Origin of the sequence: Parabacteroides sp. AM08-6 (genome assembly GCF_003473295.1) — a bacterium.
In the GTDB taxonomy this organism is placed as follows: domain Bacteria; phylum Bacteroidota; class Bacteroidia; order Bacteroidales; family Tannerellaceae; genus Parabacteroides.
Map to the genome: position 1 here is coordinate 22130 of NZ_QRMP01000006.1, position 23036 is coordinate 45165.

Consider the following 23036-nt stretch of genomic DNA (forward strand, 5'->3'; position numbering starts at 1 on the left):
AAAATCTTAATAAGTGATGTCAATACCAAAATTAAACACACGTTGAATAGGATACCAATCCCCGCTACCATTACGCGTTTCAGGGTCAACATCCACATCATCCAAACCATCAAATGTCAACAAGTTCATACCTTGAACATAAAAACGCACATTTTGAAGACCGGCGAAACGAATGGCACTCTTCGGAAGCGTATATCCAATTTCCACATTCTTCACGCGCAAATAAGAGGCATTATACAAGAACAAACTGCTGCTCTCATTCTTATTATTATCATTTTTCCCGATAGTTAGACGAGGATAAGTAGCAAAATCTTTTGTCTCTTCCGTCCAGCGATTCATATGCATCGGTTTAACCTTACCAATCTGATCTTGTTCATATGCCGGGAAATCCCAAACAGCTGCACCGTTCAGCAACATACTTGTATTGGCTGCTCCCTGTAACATAACACTCAAATCAAAACCTTTATATTGAACACCGAAAGGAATACCAAACTGGATTTCTGGAGTTCTCGGATTTCCCATATTTGTCCGGTCATTCAAATCTGAAATTTTACCGTCTCCATCTAAGTCCTTATATACCACATCACCCGGAGATAACTTACCCCAAGGCTGGAATCCGGCACCATCATTCATTGCATTCAAACGGTCTGCTTCAGCTTGATCATACACAAAATGGTCAAAGACATATACAAAATTTTCATCAATACGTTTACCTGTAGCAGCACGCCATTCAAAGTCTCTTGGTACTTCATTCATGAAGATAATCTTATTTCTGGCAAAGGTGAAGTTAGGCTTAATATAATAATGGAAATCCCGACCTATAGAACCTCTCCATCCGACCTCTATATCCACGCCTTTATTGTCTACGATACCTGAATTAATAAGAGGAGCATTTTTACCTACATAATTAGGATAACCTAACTTATCACCACCACTCAAATCAGTGATAATATCAAAACGATGCTCTTTAAACACATCCATCGTAAACGTCAATCTATTGTTAAAGAAAGACGCATCAATACCGACGTTCAATTTTTTTGATTTTTCCCAAGTCAAATTAGGATTAGACAAATTACCTTCATAATATCCGCCAGCCATACCCGTACCAAAGTCATTGTTAATACCGGTATTGTATCCGCCTCCACCATTAAAGAATGACAAATAAGCAAAACGGCTACCACCTAACTGGTCACTACCTACCAAACCATAAGATGCACGAATTTTTAAGTTATCCAACCAAGAACTAGTTGACTGCATAAAACTTTCTCTTGAAACAACCCAACCAATAGAACCAGCAGGGAATGTACCGTAGCGTTTGCCAGGAGCGAAGTTTTCAGAACCATTGTAACCAATATTAAATTCTGCCAAATACTTATTATCATAAGCATAAGTTGCACGTCCGGAAAGACCTTGATAACGGTATTCCACGTCTTTATCATATGCGCGAGATGAACGATTGAATAATATCAAGCCACTTACATCGTGCAATCCAAATGAACGTAAATAATCCAATTTCAATTGATAATAAGTTCTATTTTGGGTTGGATTATGCGATAACTCATTCCCAATAGTCGCATCCTGATCGTAATCACGATTTCCTTTTATATATTTACCCGGATACATTTCAGTATTATTCATATAATAAGAACCATACTGACCGGCCTCCGGTGTAAACGTTCCGTACTTCGTGAATTTTCTATATCCGTCATCATACTGACCTAACTCCCGTTTAATCCAGCGACCTTCTTCCGCATCATAAGAAAATATCCCCTCTATTTTCAATCCTTTCGTAATAAAATCCAATTTATGGCCAATAGCAAAAGAACCGTTCAAGAAGGTCTTCTTTTCATTCAAATAACCAGTTCTAGAAAGTTCACCCAAGATATTATATCGATGCTGATAATCACCATAAAGCATACCATAAGGGTTATTCAATACATAAGCCTCATTTTCAGGATTACCATTATTAGGCAATGTGATAGGTAAATAAGGAGGCTGTGTATTGGCAATAGCCACAACACGGCTTGCAGTAGTACCCGGGGCATTACGGTCAGTAATACGTGCACCCAAATCTAATTTCACATAAAAATCTTTCGTGATATCTACATCCATATTCGCACGGAAATTATAACGTTTGAAAACAGCCTGCGTATCAAACTGAGTCAAATCTGTATGTTTGTAGTTACCATCCTGTTGGAAATAATTTGCTAATACATAGTAACGTGCTCTATCTGAACCACCACGGACAGACAAACTGTAATCCTGCTGCATACCTGGTTTAAATGCATAATCGAAATAATCCCAGTCATATCCCATGCCATCGGAATTATCCCCTTTTGCCTTACGATATCTTTCGATTGCTTCTTGTGAAAACAAATCCGGAGAATTTGGAGATGTTCCGCCATTAATCATTGCTTCATTATACAAGGTTGCATAATCAGCCGAACCTAAATAAGAAGGAAATTTCACTGGATTGTTTGTACCTACAGAAGCTTTGAAGTTTACCGAAGCTTTTTCCTGAGCTTTACCACGTTTAGTTGTAATAATAATTACACCGTTTGCACCACGCACACCATAAGGTGCTGTAGCAGAAGCATCTTTCAAAATCGTAAATGTTTCAATCTCTTCCGGTGCTAAATAACTCATATCACGTTCTACTCCATCGACGATGATAATCGGACTTTTGTCTCCATATGTGCCAAAACCACGAATTTTAATATCAGCTCCGTCAACACCTGGCTCACCACCACTAAACTGATTCACCATCAAACCCGGCATACGACCTGCCAATGCATTTGTCAGGTTAGCTGTAGGGCTCTGCGTTAAATCCTTTGTGGTAATGGTAGATACAGCGCCGGTAATTGTAGCTTTTCTCTGAGTTGTATACCCTACAACCACTACTTCTTCCAACGCTTTGGTATCTTCTACCAAAGTTACATTCAATGTATGTTCACCTTTCAGTTGAACTTCCTGAGGCTGAAATCCTACATACGAGAATATCAGACTAGCTTTGGAATAAGGTGCAACAATCTCATAATTACCATCTGCATCAGTAATTACACCAGTCATCGTACCTTTCACCATAACATTCACACCTGGTAACGGTCCCATATTGTCCGATACCTGACCTTTCACTTTAAACCCTTCCTGATTGACCTCTTCTACTCTGGGTTCAGCAACCTTCGGGAATAAAATCACTTGTCCATTTTCAACCTTGTAAGCACAATTCTGATTTTTTAACAAAATACTAAGAACCTCTTCAAGCTCCGCATTTTTTGTTTTGCAAGAAACTTTTGCCTCATCATCAAGCACATTATTCGAATAAATAATGCTTACTCCTACCTGCTTTTGCACTTGTTCTAAAGCCTCTTTCAGTGTTGCATTTTTCAATGATAAACTAACTTGCGATTTCAGAACATTCGCATACATACTCATGGACATACAGCCACAGAGTCCTAAAATAAGAAAACGTTTCCATCGCCCCTTTTCATGCGGGCGCCTTCTTTCATCTTTCTTTTTCATAACATTTTTATTAAAATTAGTGATTAACAGTTGTAAAAACACCTGTCTTTCCATATTGATTAATTGATTTGATATAGATTCACAACTTTTCCTCCCGGGACCAAAATTCCCATTAAAATATCTAGTGTTTCTTCTCCGGTATTCCGTAAATCCAACATTCCGGATACCTGATAATTCAGATATTCCGGATTTACGAGAGTTATTTTTATATTATATACTTTTTCCAATTTATATAGAACTTCATGTAAAGGGAGTCTGTCGAATTTCAGTTTCCCATCAATCCAAGAGATATAATTTGACACATCTACTTCTTTCAAATCTTCATTCCGCGTATCAGCCGAAAAATTATAGCATTGCTTAGGAGTAAGCTGCAAAGTTCCGGCTTCGCTGTCTACAGCAATCTTTCCGGAAACAAGAACTGCTTCGAATTTTTGCAATGTTTTATCGATTAATACATTAAATTGAGTGCCTGTCACTTCTATTGTTTTATAAGCTGTACGAACTAAGAATTTCCGTTCATCCGCCTCTTTCTGAACTTCAAAATAGCCTTCTCCTTCCAGATACACTTCCCGCTTATCTCCTGTAAAATTAGAAGGATACACCAACGAAGAACCGGAATTCAAATGCACCCGTGTCCCATCCGCCAGAACCAGCAAAGAACGCTTCCCGTAAGGAATTCGGATTGTATTTAATGTTTCTTCCTTCTGTTTTTGTTCAATTTCCAACGTATCGTTAATCTGGATACGTCGTTTTTGAGTATCATAGGAAACGACTGCCATGGAATCCTGTATTTCTATAGCCTCCTCTTCTCCTATTGCTAAAACTATTTCTGTTGAACTAGCGACCTTCGACAAATATGTTTCGTAATCCGGTTGTACATTCTTGTTTCTATTCAAAAAAAACACAAACAACACAACTGCTGCCACACTTGTTACAGTAGAGAAAATCCAGTAGAGTTGTCGCCTTCTTTTTTTACCGGACGGCACACTAGCACGCATCCGTATCCCCTCAAGAACGTCTTCCGGAACATCTGTGATTTCCGAAAAGGCCTCCATTTCGACAATTATCCAAATAGCATATAACTGCTCAAAATGGGCCTTGTTCTCTTCCGAAGCTTCAATCCAACGCAAGACCTCCCTTGCTTCTTCCTTCGAACAAGACTGCTTAATATATCGTATTAATATTTCGTCCCTTATTTCCATTTTATTAAGTCTCTCTATATAGGCTAACACATTTTTTCGCTCTATCCCTAACGAAAAAGTCAACTTTTTTCAATTTTTTTTCATCCACCGCAGGGGGGAATAATATGTACAGATTGAAAATCAAAGTCTAAAAAGTAAATTCTAAAATTTTTAAAATTGGATTATCTTCTTCCTGAACCGGATGTTTGAATTGCTTTTTCAAATTCTTAGTTCTTTCATCTTCTTTTTTCAGGGAACCATCAAAGAGGGGAGCATAGTTATTAGCAGCCCAAGCACTAACGAGGCATCCATCTGTAAAATCACCCAAACCAACAAATCATCCCCGCTTTCCAACTGAACATAACGTATTGGCTTAAAAATTTCATTTTCAAAACTTTCACTCATCCAATCAGCCTCATCCAAACCCTGAACTTTTATATTTACCACTGTAGATGCTCCTTCGGCTTTCCCTTCAACCAAGCTCAACAACAAAAACAACAACGTTAACAAGTAAAATTCTTTTTTCATGATATCAAATATTATTAAGTTAAACAGAGAAAAAAACATCATTCATTATTTCAAATAGACAATTTGTATTTTAACATTTTCACTTTCTTCATCCCATAATTGGACAAAATCCACATTTCTTTCATTCAGGAATGTACAGTCAAAAGAAAAAACACAAATTATTGATATATACAACACATTATTCTTATTCATATTCAGTATTCAATTTATAAAAGACTAATGCCGGATTCGTATTCTCATCGGCACTATTCATAATCTCCAAATATTCTTTATTAGCCAAATGAGTATCCTGTGTAAAAGGTGTTGGGATGAATGCTCCAACAAAATAGTCCTTATATGTACAAACAGGGGGTACAATTGAAAAAGCCCCCTTTCTTAATGGTTTCTTTTTATCAAATTTCTTGTCTTGATCAAAATAGAAGCTCTTTTTATTTTTCTTATTATAATAATATGTATATCCCACAATTCTAGTTTTATACTTTCGACCTATTGAGTATTGAAAAAAGTCATTATTCTCAAGGACTTTACTACCCAAACAAGTATAGCCATTAAAAAGTAAATCTACACGTTCTTTCTCCGACAGTTCCTTATCCTTATAATCCCACAATGATTTTGCCTGTCTTATCACATATTTAGCTTGAAAAGAATGATTAGAAATCAAACAGTAAACGGTATCACAAAAAGAAGGTATATAAAGTAGTTCACCTAATTCATTTTTATTAAAAGGATCTACATTTACCGTATATTTTTGAAGAGGATAAAACTCAAATGCAGTATTTGTGATAGTAGAATCCTTGGAAAGCAACAAAGCATAACATCCGTTTGTGGCATTTTTCGTTTGCTCATATGCTATAGAATTATAGAAGCAATCATTTTCTATCGGAGAATAATAGATATTCGGGATAGCACGAGTAAAACGCAAAAATTCACCATCTAAACTATAATGCATATATTTGCCGGCTACATCAGCCACTATCAACTCCTTTGTGTATTCATTGATGTGCATATCCCCCAAACGTATATATTCATTGGGGCCACCACCTTGGTCATCTATTACTTTTATCAGTTTTCCTTTCATATCAAATATGAAAACCTTCTTTGCAATATTTTGATCCAATACATAAATCCTATCCTCAAATATTTCAAGTCGACTTATATTCCCAATCAATTCATCTGATGAAAGTTGTACGAAATGAACACTGTCCACCAATCCGTCAGAAAATTCATTATAAGACATACTCGCCGCATCAAACGAATTTATTTCAATTAAACTACTTTCTTTTCAACAATTCTTTTGCATCGTTATAAACCAACTCTGTAACATCCCTTTTTACCTCCGACAAGATAATGGTCTGTTCTTTTCTGTTGGAACACGAAACAAATAAAATAGAGAACACTGCAAACATACCTGATACTATACATTTCATATCTTTATTTATTAGATTTAAGCATTTAGAGAACATCCTCTATATAGGCAAACACATTTTTTCCCCCTATCCCTAGTGGAAAAAGCGACTTTTTTCACGAAACGCATCAGTATAAACATTATTTAACTCACACGTGGCTATTTCAAGGGTAAAACAGGATAAATCTTAAAATACATGACACAGAGAAAATGTGAGAGCTCAACAAAGAAAGGAGTTTCTAAAGATTAGAATAGAGATATTTTAAAATGATATTCTTCTGGTAAATCGTGTTTTATTTGTCTTATTGCTTTGGAGATATGGAATTCGACCGCTTTTTGCGACAAATGCATTATTTGTGCAATTTCCTTGTTCGACATATTTTCTTTACGGCTAAGCATAAAAATTTCCTGAGATTGCAAAGATAGTTTCTGAAGGGATTGCTGGATAATCTCTTCCAAATCTTGCAAAAAGAGAGATTCAACTACAGTATCTTCCAATAAATAAAGATTACTTCTCATATATATATTATCCTGCTCCAAAAGCTCAACAGGAATTGTCTCTAGTTGCAAACCACGCAAATAATTAAAACTTTTATTTCTTACAATACGAAATAAATACTGTAATAGATTGCAATCAACATCAAAGGTTTCCCTCTTTTCCCAAACTGCTAAAAAGGCATCTTGCACAATTTCTTTCGCCACTTCAGTATCAAGTACAAATGTTACCGCAAGTTTGTACAAACGGCCCCAATACAAGGAAACCAACTGTGTTAAAGCCTGTTCATTCCCCTTTTGTAAATCATTGATACTAAATCCCATAATAAGTCTTCCTCGCTAACTGTTTATATAAGTTCAGAAACAGACATGCAAAAAAACTCAGTTCTGCAAGAACTCTGTTTTTATTTAAAGATCTAACGCAAAGATAATATTTTTTTTGATTTATACGCATTCCTTCCCACTTTTATATCACATCTTGTAAAATAAAACAAAAAAAAGTGATAATAAGTCACCAATTCTACCATACTATAACCAAAACCTTCATATTTCAAGCCTTCTTACCAATACTTTAAAGTTACTTCATATTTATCAGAACCTCAAATTATTTGATTATCAGCTGGTTTTATCAGGAATAAACAGAGTTCTTGCAGAACTAAATCAATTCAGCAGAAAAAGAAGATTTGAGACTCTGCTTCTTTTTATCCTTCAAAAAGCCATATACCTGACTCAAAATACAATTTACGAGTATTCAAAAAAACAATAAAGCCCTGTAAGAAAATAACAAAATCCACCAATAATACCTTATTTGTTATACCTCACAGGGCTTCATATTTACAATAATCCGAAAAACCTTCGGAATAAGACTATTTATCTTTATTTATACAGTTCGAACTCATAAATACGAGTATCCGAGCCAGTCTGACTTTGCACTGGTTGCGTAACCAGCAAACGTACATAACGAACAGATACCGGTTCAGCAAGCTCACGTGTCACTTCATTTTTATGATTTCCTGCTAAACGATCCAGCGTCTTCCATTCTTCAGTCAAGCTATTACGGCCTTGCAAGAAACAACCTGCTGTGATATATTCATGACTTTCCTGACCTGCATTCACCAATTTCCAGCCGGAAACAGGAGAAGCTGTTCCTAAATCAAAATCAACATAATTCGGAGTAGCTGTAATATCACACCATTTTGTATCCTTATCTCCGTCAATCATATATTTAGGAGCCTCTCTTTCATTGATATAACCGGAGTAGGTTATCACCTTCGCGTTTTTCAACAGATTTTCTTTTACGACTTTCTGCTCTGCCGGCATATTTGATTTCAAAGCTGTACGGAACAAAGTAGATGCAGGTGTCACTGGCTGATAATTTTCGTTCACCAATGTTGCAGCAAACAAAACAACTTGGTTATCGTTCGGCAAAATAATGCTTGTTGCACCCTTCGGTATATCCAGACCAACTTTAAACATATAGGTATATTCGTAAGGCTCATCTCCCTGTGGCGCATGGCGGTGTGTACCAACATAAGCTATTTCACCATCTTTCAGGAAACCTTCCGTATGTCCCAAGTGTCCCCATTGTCCGATAAAACCGCTGTAATATGGAACCGATAGACTTTCCTCATTTTTACCAATCCGGAAAGTCGCAGTGCAATCACCGTCAGTTGATGCAGCCAAGAAATAAATGCGATTGTAGGTATTTCCTTCCGGTAACAAAAGAGTATCGCCCTTACATGCCAAACCATTATAAGTATCTTTTTCTCCTAATGTAAAAGGAACCTGATTAACACTCATCGAAGAGGGTAATAATTCCGCAGCATACGAATAGCCACCTTCAAAATCACCTTCACCACGGAATTCATTCCAGCTTGCACATTTACGGTTAAATTTCAACGGTAAAACAGCATACTGCAACTTCTCAGGTTGGCCAGCCGAAGACTTCAGCTTAACCTTATATGTCTTAATTGAATAAGGGGAAATAGATACCTGCAATTTATTGCCACTGAAAGCTGCCTGCCCAATTGTCTTTTCCGTACCATCTGCTTCACTGGCACTCAGGATATCACCGGCAAAAACAATTTCTGCTTGTTGGGCTTTTTCTCCGCTGGTTTCATAGACACGTACAACATACTCGTCCGAAACTTCAGCTTTCTTCAGTGTTTTAACAACTACACTATTATTATCAGAATGGACAAAGGTAAACGATTTACCTAATGTTCCGGCATGTTTGTCTGCTTTGAATGCCAATATCGGTTGATTCAGTTGTTCAGCTTTCAGCACTGTTGCCGGTTTGTCGAGTGCCCCGGCATGGGGAACAAGACTGTAAGTAAAGGTATGATAACCGAAATCCTGACGATTCTGGTAAGCATAACCACCTTTAGTCTCCGGTGTGTGTAAGAGTGTCAGACGAATAGTATTGTCATTCGGTTTATCCCAACCATATTTACCGTCATTCATGACAGACACACCATAATTACCGCTCTTATCAGTCAGGTCTGCCCAATATTGAGCATAAACTTCATAAGCAGTCAATGTATTATTGCTACGTTTCACACTTCCGATACCCAAATCGTAAGTAGCTTCCGAGTTAGAAACAGAAAGCGGGAATTCTGCTTTCAGTAAAGCATTGGTAGATTCCCAATCCACTTCATTATAGAAGTCTATACGGTCGGCACGAGCACCTTCATACAAACGAATATACTGTTTAAATGCAGACTTTCCGTGACGTTTTTCAACACAAAGAGCCTTACGCAAGTCACCGTTTTCAACCAACGTAATCTTTACGTCATCCGTAATAGATATCGGTTCCCGTTCGGTTGTTTCTTTCAAAATTTCCCAAGCCGGCCATGCATAAGATTTATTTTCCGTGAAAAGAGCCAAGCGGATAGCTTTACCCTCTTTTACTAATTCCTTATTATTCTTTTTATCAAACAGTGATACTACATCTCCGTTCTTATCCAATTGTATTTTATAAAGAGAATTTTCCAGTGTATTCTCCGGGCGATTTACACGAGCATCGTTTCCTCCCGTGCGTACATCATATACAGCATAACCGGCTGCCGGAACAGTTGCTGCAATCAGTAAATGGGCTTTTCCGTTTTCGTAAGAGATGAACTGTGCCGGAACTTTCTTCCCTTTTTCATCATAAACGGTAAAACCTTTAGGAGCTTTCGGCATATCCAGTACCACTTCCGCCAAATCCGATACCGGACAAGCTTGAGCATTATACAGGATAACCGGAATTCCTTTCACACGTGTATCCATTTGGTTGGAAACCGCATTGACAGAATAAGTCAATACATCAGCAAACTGCTTTAAAGAAATTAATTCGTCATTCCACGAAAATTCGTAAGCACGCGGAATACTGGTTCCAGTCAGGTCATCATGAAATTGGTGAACGATAAAACGTCTCCAGGCATCCGTCAACGTTTGTAAAGGATAAGCCGCTCCACCCAACCATTCGGCAGCAACAGCAGCCCGTTCAGCTGCATTGCCTAACACTTCGTTCTGGCGGTTGTACATTTTCATGGCAGCTTCAGAAGTATAACAACCCGTACCATGCACGTCCATCAATAATTCGCCGTCGAATACCGGTAATTCCGGATGATTCTTATAAGGCATGAAGTCTTTAAACATCTGGTCGCTGGTTGCACTGATTATTTCCAACGGTCCATCACCTTTGATACCTTTTTCAACGGAACGAACAGAAGCCAAATTTGGCGAACCACCCGTATCCCCCGTTCCATAGTAACGGTATACGATATTAAATGGATTACGACCGCTCAATTCCAGCAATTGCCTGTTTTTGGAAAGGTCTTCATCTCTCCATCTCCGGCCATAATCATATCCATGCGCCAACATGATAGATGAACCGTCTACTCCTTTCCATAAACCAATTAAAAAAGGATGTTTGCTATCTCCATAGAAAGGATTATTTCGCCAATCCAGTTTTTGGGAAGAAAAACCAATCAGACCGCAATGTGCGGCAATCGTCGGCAATGTCCAACCAAAACCGAAACAGTCCGGCAAGAAAATATCGGTACTTTCCACTCCAAACTCATTCCGATAATAAGTCTGTCCCAATGTAATATTACGAATAAAGGATTCCGGTGACGGAATAAGAGCATCGGTAGCATCCCAGCTACTACCGGAAATATGCCAGCGTCCGTTTTTTATGAATTCCTTCATTTCTTCATATTGAGCCGGATAATACTCTTTCATCCAAGCATACTTGACACCCCCTTCGAAATTAAATACATAATTCGGGTATTTCCTAAGCAGGAATAAGTTCTGGTTCAACGTATTCCATACATATTCCTTGATGGTTGTCTGGATATCCCAGTTCCACTGTGTATCCAAGTGGGCATCTGCCACCATGTAGGCTTTCGCCTTCTTTTCCTGCGGCTTGTCTTGTGCCTGCAGATTACTTCCACCCGCCATGAATGCAAGCGAAAGAAGTACAATTGGTAATTTCATGTCTAAAGAATTAAAAAATTAATAACAATAAATTTCACATATAAAAATACTTCATCCGCCGATGAAGATAAATGACGAAAGAGGATAGACCGTTTTGACCGGTTTATCCCCTCTCGGTTATTTTTCATTTGCTCTCGTCGTCAGACTGTTACGACTTCTGTATTTTCACTTTCCTCCTGATCTTCCTCCTCGTCTTCATCATCTTCTTTCGGAGCCTTCTTTACAAAGAAAGCACTCAGTTCGAACAATCCGTACAACGGGAAAAATACAATACTTAAAGTGAACGGGTCGCTACTCGGAGTGATGAATGCCGCCGCAACCAACAAACCCACAATCGCATGCCGCCTATATTTATGAAAGAACGAGCGGTTCAATAACCCAATCTTCGATAACAACCACGAAACCAATGGCATTTCAAAAACAATTCCCATCACAAAAATCAACATCAGGAAATTGTCCATATACGAATCCAAAGACACTTGTTCTATAATATTAGAACTCAACTGATATGTTGCCAAAAAACGCAATGTCATCGGAAATACCATAAAATATCCGACTGCACATCCTACAAAGAACATGATTGTTCCCAGCAAAAATACCCATTTGACATTTTTCTTCTCATTCTCATACAAAGCCGGGCTTATAAACTTCCAAATTTCCCACATTAAATACGGAAACGTAAGAACAAGAGCCAACCAGAACGAGGTCGTCATATGAGTAAAAAACTGGGAAGCCAGTTTTATATTAAAAATCTGTACATGGAAATCATCATTACAGAAATCCGGCAACACATCGAACCACGGGCTTATATTCACAAGCCATTCATTCAAATGACACAACCATCTGTAAAAAATAAAATCGGATGAACAAGGAGCTTCGATAACGCGGCTAAATAAACCATTCTCACCGCGCATAAAAGCAAAAGTACCTATGGCAAAAACAAAGAGCGCTAAAAAAGAACGAAACAAAGTCCAACGAAGTTCTTCCAGGTGATCCCAGAATGACATTTCTTCTTGTTGCATCTTTCTTTACTTCTTATCTGTATCGTCCAATTTAATGTCGTCTTCCAAACCTTTTACACCGTCCTTGAAGTTCTTTACACCTTTACCGATACCTTTCATCAATTCCGGGATTTTCTTTCCACCGAAAAGAAGTAACACAACAATGGCGATGATAACGATTTCGCCTGTACCTAAATTTCCTAAAAACAATAAATCTGTCATGATATTATAAAATTAAATCGTTAATATTTCTGTTTTGTACGGGGCAAAGATACAATTTGTAATGAATAGTACCCCACTTATTCCAAAATTATTACCTTTGCGACGTCTTAAAAATCTGAAATTAGAAAAAGATTAGAAAAATGAAAGCGTATGTATTTCCCGGTCAGGGTGCACAATTTGTCGGAATGGGTAAAGACCTTTACGAAAACAATCCCCTTGCTAAAGAGATGTTTGAGAAGGCCAATGAAATTCTGGGGTTCCGCATAACAGACTTAATGTTTACAGGAACTGACGAAGACCTAAGACAGACAAAAGTGACACAACCTGCCATTTTTTTACATTCAGTCATCCTCGCAAAAACATTAGGAGACCAGTTTAAACCCGATATGACAGCCGGCCATTCATTAGGAGAGTTCTCCGCACTGGTTGCTGCCGGAGCTTTGTCATTTGAAGACGGTCTGGTTCTGGTATCGAAACGTGCTATGGCTATGCAAAAAGCCTGTGAAGCAACCCCTTCCACCATGGCTGCCGTTCTGGCTTTACCCGACGAAAAAGTCGAAGAAATCTGTGCAAGTATCGATGGAGAAATCGTTGTTTGTGCAAACTACAATTGCCCGGGACAATTGGTTATTTCCGGTTCTGTTCCCGGTATTGACGCGGCTTGCGAAAAAATGTTGGCAGCCGGTGCCAAGCGTGCTCTGAAACTGAAAGTAGGTGGTGCATTCCATTCTCCATTGATGGAGCCGGCACGCGCCGAACTGGCTGCAGCAATCGAGTCTACAACAATCAAAGATCCGGTTTGTCCGGTTTACCAAAATGTAAGTACTAAAGCTGAAACATGTCCGGAGACAATCAAAGCTAATTTGATTGCTCAGCTGACAGCTCCGGTTCGCTGGACACAAAGTGTTCAAAATATGATTGCCGATGGCGCCAATCATTTTATCGAATTGGGTCCGGGGGCTGTACTACAAGGATTGGTTAAGAAAATCAATAAAGAAGTTACCACCGAAGGTATGCAATAATATCCAGAGGTAAGTTTCCAACCAAAAGGCTATATTCCTAGTTCTATACCTGATAGATAGGAATATAGCCTTTTTACTTTAAATAAAAGAACTTGACTCCGGAAGCCAATCCCGCAATCATTTACTACGAATATAAGAAATAGGTTATTTTACAACAGACATGCTTTCTATATAATCACACATATTATTAATTCCATTCTCGCTCCTTATCTGTTTGCCAAGATGCACCGCATTCTGCTTATAAAGGGGGTTGGATACTAAATCACGGACTTTATACTCCAATTCTTTTTCCGTCACTTTCGCTATCTTAACGGCCTCAGGACCTACTCCCAACTGATGGATACGATAGGCCCAATATGGCTGATCGATAATCAACGGTGTAATCAACTGAGGTTTACCGGCACGGCTCGCACTGTGGGTTGTACCGCAACCACCATGATGAATGACTCCATCACAATGAGGCAAAATTAACGTATGAGGCACAGGGTCTTTCATCAGGTATAAGTAATCGCTATTTTCCAGATTCACACCAGTTTTAGCCCAACCAGCTCCTACTATCAGCCTGTAATCATTCCTTTTAGCAATTGTTGCAAGCATTTCACAAAAACGATTACCATCCTTTGCACTGCAACTCCCCAATGTAAAAAAGACAATAGGTGTACGAGAAGCATTGACAAAGGCCATCATTTCATCGTATTTCTCCTGATTATATGAGAATGTATCATTAAAACAATAACCGCCAATTTTCCACTTAAAACGCCAATCCGGGTCAATACTGCCCAAATATTGGCTAAACATCAGGTAATTATAAGAATGTTCACCCGCATGATAACCGAAATTCCCAATAGGCGGCAGATTATATTCGGCACGTTTACGGTTAATAGTTCCTTTTACCATAAAATTTGTCATCCGGTTCATCAGTCCCCATAAAACAGCAGGTGTAACAATAGGATTAGGTTTCGGAAAAGGCATCACAGCCGGAGGAATTTTCTTTCCCGGAAGAAATGGAGCAAAAGCCGTACGTATCAATGGTTTACGGCAATATTCAGCCACACTGGTTGCTGCAAACTCGGTATTGGCGGAAACTAATATATCATGCTGTTCCAATAATGGAATTAATTGCTCGAATTGCTTGTCTATAACAGCTCGCATCCATTTCAGGAAAGGCCGAAACTTCTGTGACTTTTCAGCCGCTTCTCCTATCATTCCACCTATATCGTCAAAATCCTGCAAAACGTATGGCAAATGATATGGTTTAATTTCATTTTCGAAAATCCGGGGAAGATTGACCGTTACCTCATGTCCTCTCTTCACAAGCTCTGAAGCGACAGCCAGATAAGGAAAAACATCTCCTTGTGAACCTCTTGTTACCAAAAGTATTTTCATCTTATCACATTCTTTCGTTCTCAAATTTGTTGCAATGCCTCTAACTTTTTACGGTCGAGTTCATACTTATTTTCCAGTCCCTGTAACATTTTTTCATCGAACGATAAAGGGCGATTTAATTTTTTTGTCTCACGATAACCCTTGTAAACCAAACCTATCATCTTCCGAGGATTAAATACGACAGAGGATGTTATCCAACAGCCATGTGTACACCAACAGTTGGCTTTCGCACCGTGACCGATAGCTGCGATTTCCTGTTTCATCGCATCGCTCTGCATGATTCGGGCCACATTGCAATCGTAATCTTTCACATTGCCAATCGGCTCACGCAGTTCGCAGGCACGGAAACGACCGTCATAATCTATCACCAACGTGGTTTCGCCGGCTGTGCAATCCATCCCCCAAGGGGTAGGCTTATCGATATTACTGGCACGCACATTATATAATGTACGGATGAAGCCGAGATAAAAGAAACGAGTGATGGGTTTTCTCAAACCACTTGTTTCTTTCACCATACGTTCTGCATAAGCCGAATATACCGGAGAAACTTTATCCTGCAATTTGCGGAGTATCGGTTCGGTCAATACCTTCATACCGTCATCACGAGTCATACCCCTGGCAGCTTCTATTGTATGCGTGGAAGTATGAAAACGGGCAAAAATCCATAACATAAAATCTTCAACCTGGTCGATATTATATTTTGTAATAACGGTCGATATATTTTTCAAAACTTTGCCATCATCGCCAAAACGCTCCTCTACCTTCCGGAGCGTTTCCAATGCTTTATAAAAATTACCGGGCACCCCTCGTTGTAAATCATGAGTTTTGCCAAATCCATCCAAAGAAATACTTAAATTAATATTACATTCGGGACAATTTTTACGAAAACGCGCCACCCATTCCACGACCCGGTCTGGTTTCAGTCCGTTGGTTGGAAGATTGACATCTTTTATATGATTATTTTTATAGAATAATTCCAGAATTTCAGGTAAATCTTCTCTTAAAGTAGGTTCTCCTCCTGATACCCAAAGTCGGTTAAATTCACCGGCTGTTTCGGATATTTTTTTGATTTCGTCGAAAGTAAGGTCTTTTTCTTTTTTATCCATCTCGCCGGCATAGAAACACATAGCGCATTTGGCATTACAACGGCCTGTCACAAAAAGAAATACAGATTCAAGTTTACGTTTGTTACTCATCGCTCTAAATGAGCTTTTCGTTCGTTTTGTTGTCATTTTCTACTATTCATTTTTTGTTTTAGCTTTTGCATAATCCGGACTTTATTTTTCACTACCAATCTAAGCAGGTAGCATAAGAATCCGAATAATAGACTTGCTAACATATTTTTATATTTTTCTAGTATAATCTATGCAAAGGTTGGACATAAAAAGCAACCAAACAAGTGCTATCTTTAATAATGAATGTCCGATTATTAATAATTTTTCGTATGTTTGTATGCGTATTAAACTCAATAAACCAACACAATATTGTCATTATGATTGAAGCTCCGGAAGCGCTCTATATTGCAGAGCAAATGAATCAAACTATTCAAGGAAAAAGGATTACTTTTGTGACAGCCGGATACACTCCGCATAAGTTTGCATGGTTTTACGGTAATCCGGAAAACTACGGTAATATGCTGACCGGCAAAATATTCGGTATTACACATGCTTATGGCGGTCTGCTAGAAACGGATATTGAAGATAGCCGTCTTTTGTTGGGCGACGGAGTTAATTTACGCTATTTTAAGCCGGGCGACAAAATTCCGGACAAGCATCAATTGTTAATCGGTTTTGAAGATGAGAGTTTCCTGACAGGGTCCGTTCGTATGTACGGCGGAATACTGTGTTTTCCGGCAGACTCATTCGAATGCAGCTTTACTCCTTACCGGGATAGTGCCAAAAACAAACCACAAGTCATGTCTGATGCTTTTAATCTCGATTATTTTTTAACCCTGATAAATAGTGACGAAAAACAGAAAAAGACAGCAAAAGCTTTTCTGGCCACGGAACAAACCATACCGGGTCTCGGCAACGGTGTCCTGCAAGATATTCTGTTCAACGCCCGTCTACATCCCAAAACACGCATTAATACACTGACAGACAACCAGAAAGAAAACTTATTCCATTGCGTCAAATCGACATTAAAAGAGATATATCAGGCCGGAGGACGTAATTCCGAAACAGATTTATTCGGTAAAAAAGGGAATTATTTTCCTATTTTGTCCAAAGATACCTGTGGAAAACCTTGTCCTGTCTGTGGGGAAGCAATAAGAAAAGAGAATTACATGGGAGGAAGTATTTATTATTGCTTTGAGTGTCAGAAGTAACTTTTCATGAACCTTGTAAATAGGCTCTTCCCGACCTGCCTCTGCTGAGTGACAGAATGTTCATCTTTTAAGTGTTTTACAATCGGATTGATATATTAAAAAGAGTTACATGTGCGGGTAATTTATTTTACCCGCCATACTAATCCCATTTAGTTGCCTTACTAGTGACATTTTGATAATCGGGAGAATCCACAACCGATTGTTCGGACACTATTTCCACTTTCTTGTTTATATTCAATAATTAAGCAGCGCCATACAAGCAAATGTACAGCGCTGTTAATATGTAATTAAAGAAGAAACTTTTTATTTTAAACTCCACCATAAAGCCGTACCGACAACATCCGGACCACCCAGCAGTTCGACGGCTTTTTTATAACCCTCCATGTTATTGGTTTGAATATTAGCCGGATAACGATAACGCTTCGGATAAAATTCCAAACGGCATTCTTTCGAAGTGGCTACAGTCAGCGGGACTTGGTTCAAGGGGTTGTAATCTTTCTCAACGGCCTGATTTTCAAAGAAAGGCAATCCGATACGACGATGATCGCTCCAGACTTCTTCCGGTAACCAAGGCATCTGGGCTATATATTTTTGCGTAAAAATCTTTGTCATGGCATCGTTATTGTACGCCCCACCCCGATAGATTGAGTTTTTCGGATAATTATAAGTCATTGTTTTATTCTCTTTCGTATAGGGGTCGATATAATTAACCGTATAAGATTTAGCTTCTGTAGTATGATTGAAATTTACGGACGTTCCGATACGGTTATATTCGGTAGACGCCAGATAATCATCCACTTCGCTCAACAGACCCTGATATTCGAAACTAGATGTTACACCATTATCATAATTCGATTTTGCTGTTCCCGGCACATTCCAACCGCGTACAGCCGCCTCAGCCAACAAAAAATAACTTTCCCACGGTCCGAAATAAACACGTTTCCGGGTACTCATACGATACTGTTTGGAGAGGGAAGGATAGTTATAATTCTTTCCGGTCAATTCACTGACTAAACCTCCTTTGATATCCCATTCACCGGCAACCCAAGTGCCCCATGTATATTTCGGATTAATCGTCAGCATAGGCTTGGTATTATCATCCGGATTTAACAAATTAACCGGTTGTACCTCACTGGCTGCTCCTATATAATCAGAATAAACAACGCCATCGTCCCATCCCACAACACTAAACAATTTCGGGGCACGCGGATCTACATATTGCGGAATACCGTCAAAATAGAATCCGGCACACGGATCATTCGTTGTAAGCGGAAAATGTTTATCCAGATACAATCCCATATAAGTACGCGGATTTTTCAAATGAGATTTAAGCGAGTCCGGAAGGGGAAATTCGATATTACCCAAACCAACAACCAAATTCTTAAATGTCACCGACATTGCCTGTGCATTCCAAGTACGGGACATAACACTGGTCAAATCGCTCCAACCATCTTTTTCCTGTACGCCTGCCAGTTCAGACAAGGAGGATATATATCCTTTTGAAGCAGCATCTTCAAATTCCGCCTGTGCCAAAGCCGGATTCGCATTCACAATACGCATGGCAAGACGCATACGCAGGGAATTGGCATACTTTTTCCACATATTTACATTTCCGGCATAAAAAGCATCTTCGTTTGCCATATCCGACATATCGATAGAGGGGTCCAGAGCCGCTTCCGCTTCTTTCAATTCTTTTAGGATAAAGCTATAGATTTCCTCTACACTATTATACTCCGCCGGAACACCGGAAAAAGCATCCAGAGCCGGAATAGGACCAAAACCGTCGGAAACTTCCGAATTCAGATAAGCACGCCAGATACGGGCCATTTGAATCACATTTTTATAATAAGGAAAAAGTTCGGCTTCACCATCTGCCACTTTCTTTTCACCCAATTGAACAGCTTTGGTAGCCAGATTCAACCACTTTACGGAATAACTGTTTCCCAAATAAAGAGTCATATAATCATTATTATCCGTACCTATGGTAAAACCACTTCCCCGATTAAAACGGGAAGCGCGATTCCAGGTAATGATAAAAATACGTTCGGCAATTTCAGGGTTCATCTGGTCGCCAATGACAGAACCATTCAAGAACCATTCAGGCTTCACTTTACTTTCGTCCACCTGGTTCGGGTCTTCATTTATCTCCTGGAAATCGTTACAGGAAGAAAACAAAACGACCAGTAAGAACAAGCCTGCCAAGAATCTATTTTTCGTGTTCATATTATATTGTTTCTTTTATTAATTTATGATTAGACAATAATTGTCTCCGGATTTAGAGATTACTTAAAATCCTACCGTCACGTTAAATGTACATGAGCGGCTTGTCGGAGCAGCCCCGTTTTCAAAACCGGTAGCATTGGTGTTGGTTGCCGATACTGATTCGGGATCTATACCCGGAAGATTGTAATGAATCATCCATACATTGTTACAGGTAGCAGAAAGGCGCAAACGTTGGAACGGAGTCTTTTTCAACATCGTACGATTAAAGTCGTATCCAAGTGTAATATTACGCAGACGAATGTTAGTTGCATCATAGGTAAAGACTTCAGGCAAACCGTAATTACCGGTCGAACCAATACGTTCCCAATAATTCTGATGCGTGACAGGAACATTATTTTCCACATATCCCTCCTCCTTCTGTATAACCGAGTTCGGAACAACAAAATTCTGACGTTCACCATTTACTACCGTACCGGCTGCATTACCGCGGATGTATAAGTTGGAAGCGGTTGCAGAATAAAGATCGCCGCCTATACGGAAATCTATCAGAAAACTTAAATTAAAACCTTTATAAGAGAAATTATTCGTCAACCCCAACATCCAATCAGGACTCTGGTTTCCAACTTTACTTTTATCAGTCGAGATTAGCGGCAAACCATCATCTCCTACGATAATTTTCCCATAATAGGGACTGTTTTTATCTGTTACGCGCAAGAAAGTTTGACCGTAAATGTCGCCATAATAACTACCCTGAGCAGCGACTATCTGGATAGCATCCAACGTTTTGATGTCATATAAAGTAACTCCCGGATACAAATCTATAATTTTATTCCGGTTCAAAGAGAATTGTGCTGTTGCATTCCAGTTGAATCCTTGCGGATTTGCACTCTGGATAATAGAACCGTTCAACGATATTTCCAAACCTTCATTTTGGATATTACCGGCATTCACTTTACGGGAACTATAGCCGGAAAACGGGTCCATCGGCAAATCCAGCAACTGACGGGTAGCATTCGTTTTATACCAAGCAAAATCAAGTCCCAAACGATTATTCAGAAAACGGATATCAAAACCGGCTTCCCATGATTTAATCAACTCGCTCCGTACATTCGCATCATACAAAACCGTACCGGGAGCTGCAATCGTATTTCCATTTTCATCTTTACTCACTGTATAATTATTATACAATTGATAAGGATCCAAATCATTCCCTACTTCAGCATAAGAAGCTCTTACTTTGGCAAATGTGAACCATTCCGGCATGCTACCCCCGATTTTAGGTAACATATCCGAGATAACACCGGATAAGCTTACAGAAGGATAGAAATAAGAACGGTTAGCTTTCGACATGGTGGACGACCAATCGCTGCGAGCCGTTACATCCAAAAACAGGTAACCATCCCAATTCAATTGCAAAGAACCATACAATGAATTCATCTTACGGCGAGTCAGCTCGGATTTGACAGTCGGCTTATTTACGCCATTATTCAGAGAAAAAAGGTTCGGTACTAATAATTCGCCGGCAGAAGCATCCATTTTAGTTCTTTTCTGCATCATCAGATTACCGCCGAAAGTAACGAAACCACCCAGATTACTCAACAAATTATCCTTACGAGCCGTAGCCAGAAAACTATAATTATTTTCGTAAAATGTTTCGGAGCCTTCGTTATACAAGCCACGTGGAGTTGTATTGCCTCCGGCATATATTTTCTCATTTTTAGTGGTTGTATAGTAGTCTGTACCTCCGCGAAGTTCAATATCAAACCAAGTGGTAGGTGCATATTTCAATGATACATTTCCCAATAAACGGTTTCGAGTATCATTATTCTGACGATATTTGGTAACCCAGTACGGGTTTTCCTGTGGGTTCTTGGAAGCATCCCACCAAATCATATTGCCTTCTTCATCCACACAACGCTTAAATTCCGCCACATTCAAAGAACGTGGTAAATTGTAAATCGTACTAAATGCATTTGAAGGATTAACCCCTTGAATAGGGCGATTGTGAGCATTCATATTTACATAATTCACTTTGGCATCGACTTTCCATTTCTCACCTTTGTCCAGGAACGTAGTGGCACGCAAAGTAATATTCGTCTTGTTCAATTTTGATTCGGGTGTGATACCGGCATCATCCGAACGATTAATAGAGGTGAAAACAGATGTTCCGTTAATATTTTGCTGAAAACTAACCCCTTCATTAAAAGAAGTCCCGGTATGGAAAAAAGCATCAATATTATCATAAGTACGAAGAGGGACTTCACGTCCAAGCCAGTCGGTTACTATTTGTCCTTCAGCTTTCGGTCCCCAACTAAAACGGGACTGATTGTCGTAAATACCGACAGAACCCTGCCCAAAACTATTCTGCATATGAGGTTTCAAGAAAATAGACTCGGTTGTGATACCTGCATTAACAGTAATACCTAAGCCTTCATTTTGCCGGCCGGATTTGGTAGTAATCAGGATGACTCCGTTACCGGCACGCGAACCATACAAAGCGGCAGCCGAAGCTCCTTTCAGAACAGTCATAGACTCTATATCTTCAGGATTAATATCCGAAAGTCCGTTACCCATATCGGCCCCGGAATTCCCCCAGACATCATCCACACCACCGGTAAAGTTATCCATCGGTGTACCATCCACAACAATAAGCGGCTGATTACTACCGGTCAACGAACTATTACCACGAAGTACAATTTTAGAAGAACCTCCTACTCCATTGCTGGAACGGACAATCTGTAAACCGGAAACCTTACCGGATAAGGAATTAGCCAGATTTGGTTCCCTGGAAGATAGCAAATCCTCCCCTTTCAATTCCTGCATAGCATATCCTAACGCTTTCTTATCGCGTTTCATACCCAAAGCCGTCACAACCACCTCGTCAATCATCTGTGTATCTTCTTCAAGATGAATAGTCAGCGTAGCTTGTCCTGTATAAGGAATTTCCTGAGTCACAAAACCTAGAAAAGAGACCTGAATGATATCACCTTTCTTCAATCTTTCAAGAGTAAAATTACCATCCATATCGGTCATAGTTCCATTTGTTGTTCCTTTTATGATAACAGATGCACCGGCAACCGGACCTAAAGCATCCTCTACAACTCCCGATACTTTATCATTCTGCTGGGAAATGTCAGTAACCGGACTTCCTGCGTCGGGAGTAGCATACAAGTTTCCGGAGAAACAAAGTGTACCCGCAAGCAGTATCATGCTGACAGGTTTAATTCTTTTCAACATAACTGA

Annotated in this window: 14 protein-coding genes; 2 read left to right on the forward strand and 12 right to left on the reverse strand. The window is 39.2% G+C overall.

Annotation, left to right across the window (positions count from 1 at the left end):
- Positions 1 to 6 precede the first annotated feature (6 nt).
- From DW103_RS06345 to DW103_RS06385, 8 genes are all read right to left on the reverse strand, one after another.
- The gene (locus DW103_RS06345) at positions 7 to 3522 is read right to left on the reverse strand and encodes a TonB-dependent receptor (protein ID WP_122274826.1); all 3516 of its coding nucleotides are present in this window, start codon (positions 3520 to 3522) and stop codon (positions 7 to 9) included.
- A gap of 59 nt (positions 3523 to 3581) precedes the next feature.
- Complete coding sequence (locus DW103_RS06350; RefSeq protein ID WP_122274827.1) at positions 3582 to 4724, reverse strand: FecR family protein; 1143 nt, start codon at positions 4722 to 4724, stop codon at positions 3582 to 3584.
- Positions 4725 to 4952: 228 nt separating this feature from the next.
- Positions 4953 to 5231: a hypothetical protein gene (locus DW103_RS06355; protein ID WP_147381182.1), complete on the reverse strand. Its 279-nt coding sequence runs from the start codon at positions 5229 to 5231 to the stop codon at positions 4953 to 4955.
- A 184-nt stretch (positions 5232 to 5415) separates the two neighbouring features.
- Positions 5416 to 6468 carry a 6-bladed beta-propeller gene (locus DW103_RS06360; RefSeq protein ID WP_122274829.1) on the reverse strand — a complete coding sequence of 351 codons (1053 nt, stop codon included), beginning with the start codon at positions 6466 to 6468 and terminating at the stop codon, positions 5416 to 5418.
- A 414-nt stretch (positions 6469 to 6882) separates the two neighbouring features.
- Positions 6883 to 7455 (reverse strand): RNA polymerase sigma-70 factor, encoded by a 573-nt coding sequence (locus tag DW103_RS06370; RefSeq protein ID WP_122274831.1) that lies wholly within the window; start codon positions 7453 to 7455, stop codon positions 6883 to 6885.
- A 552-nt stretch (positions 7456 to 8007) separates the two neighbouring features.
- Positions 8008 to 11613 carry a glycoside hydrolase family 38 C-terminal domain-containing protein gene (locus tag DW103_RS06375; protein WP_122274832.1) on the reverse strand — a complete coding sequence of 1202 codons (3606 nt, stop codon included), beginning with the start codon at positions 11611 to 11613 and terminating at the stop codon, positions 8008 to 8010.
- Between the two features lie 140 nt (positions 11614 to 11753).
- A complete protein-coding gene (gene tatC / locus DW103_RS06380) occupies positions 11754 to 12635 on the reverse strand; it encodes a twin-arginine translocase subunit TatC (protein WP_122274833.1) in 882 nt (293 codons plus the stop codon).
- Positions 12636 to 12641: 6 nt separating this feature from the next.
- Positions 12642 to 12836, reverse strand: a complete 195-nt coding sequence (locus DW103_RS06385) for a twin-arginine translocase TatA/TatE family subunit (RefSeq protein ID WP_122274834.1) — start codon at positions 12834 to 12836, stop codon at positions 12642 to 12644.
- Between the two features lie 140 nt (positions 12837 to 12976).
- Between DW103_RS06385 and fabD the strand changes: the two genes are divergently transcribed.
- On the forward strand, positions 12977 to 13858 hold the full coding sequence (fabD, locus tag DW103_RS06390; protein ID WP_122274835.1) for an ACP S-malonyltransferase: 882 nt from the start codon (positions 12977 to 12979) through the stop codon (positions 13856 to 13858).
- 144 nt (positions 13859 to 14002) lie between these two features.
- Here fabD and DW103_RS06395 read toward each other — a convergent pair whose 3' ends face one another.
- Both DW103_RS06395 and DW103_RS06400 read right to left on the reverse strand, forming a co-directional pair.
- A complete protein-coding gene (locus DW103_RS06395) occupies positions 14003 to 15244 on the reverse strand; it encodes a glycosyltransferase (protein ID WP_122274836.1) in 1242 nt (413 codons plus the stop codon).
- Between the two features lie 20 nt (positions 15245 to 15264).
- Complete coding sequence (locus DW103_RS06400) at positions 15265 to 16476, reverse strand: radical SAM protein (protein WP_122274837.1); 1212 nt, start codon at positions 16474 to 16476, stop codon at positions 15265 to 15267.
- A gap of 260 nt (positions 16477 to 16736) precedes the next feature.
- On the opposite strand from DW103_RS06400, the gene DW103_RS06405 reads away from it, so the two are divergent.
- Positions 16737 to 17570, forward strand: coding sequence for an endonuclease VIII (locus DW103_RS06405; protein WP_122274838.1), 834 nt, complete (start codon positions 16737 to 16739; stop codon positions 17568 to 17570).
- A gap of 303 nt (positions 17571 to 17873) precedes the next feature.
- Here DW103_RS06405 and DW103_RS06410 read toward each other — a convergent pair whose 3' ends face one another.
- Positions 17874 to 19793, reverse strand: a complete 1920-nt coding sequence (locus DW103_RS06410) for a SusD/RagB family nutrient-binding outer membrane lipoprotein (RefSeq protein ID WP_122274839.1) — start codon at positions 19791 to 19793, stop codon at positions 17874 to 17876.
- A gap of 63 nt (positions 19794 to 19856) precedes the next feature.
- Positions 19857 to 23030: a SusC/RagA family TonB-linked outer membrane protein gene (locus DW103_RS06415; protein WP_122274840.1), complete on the reverse strand. Its 3174-nt coding sequence runs from the start codon at positions 23028 to 23030 to the stop codon at positions 19857 to 19859.
- Positions 23031 to 23036: the final 6 nt, after the last annotated feature.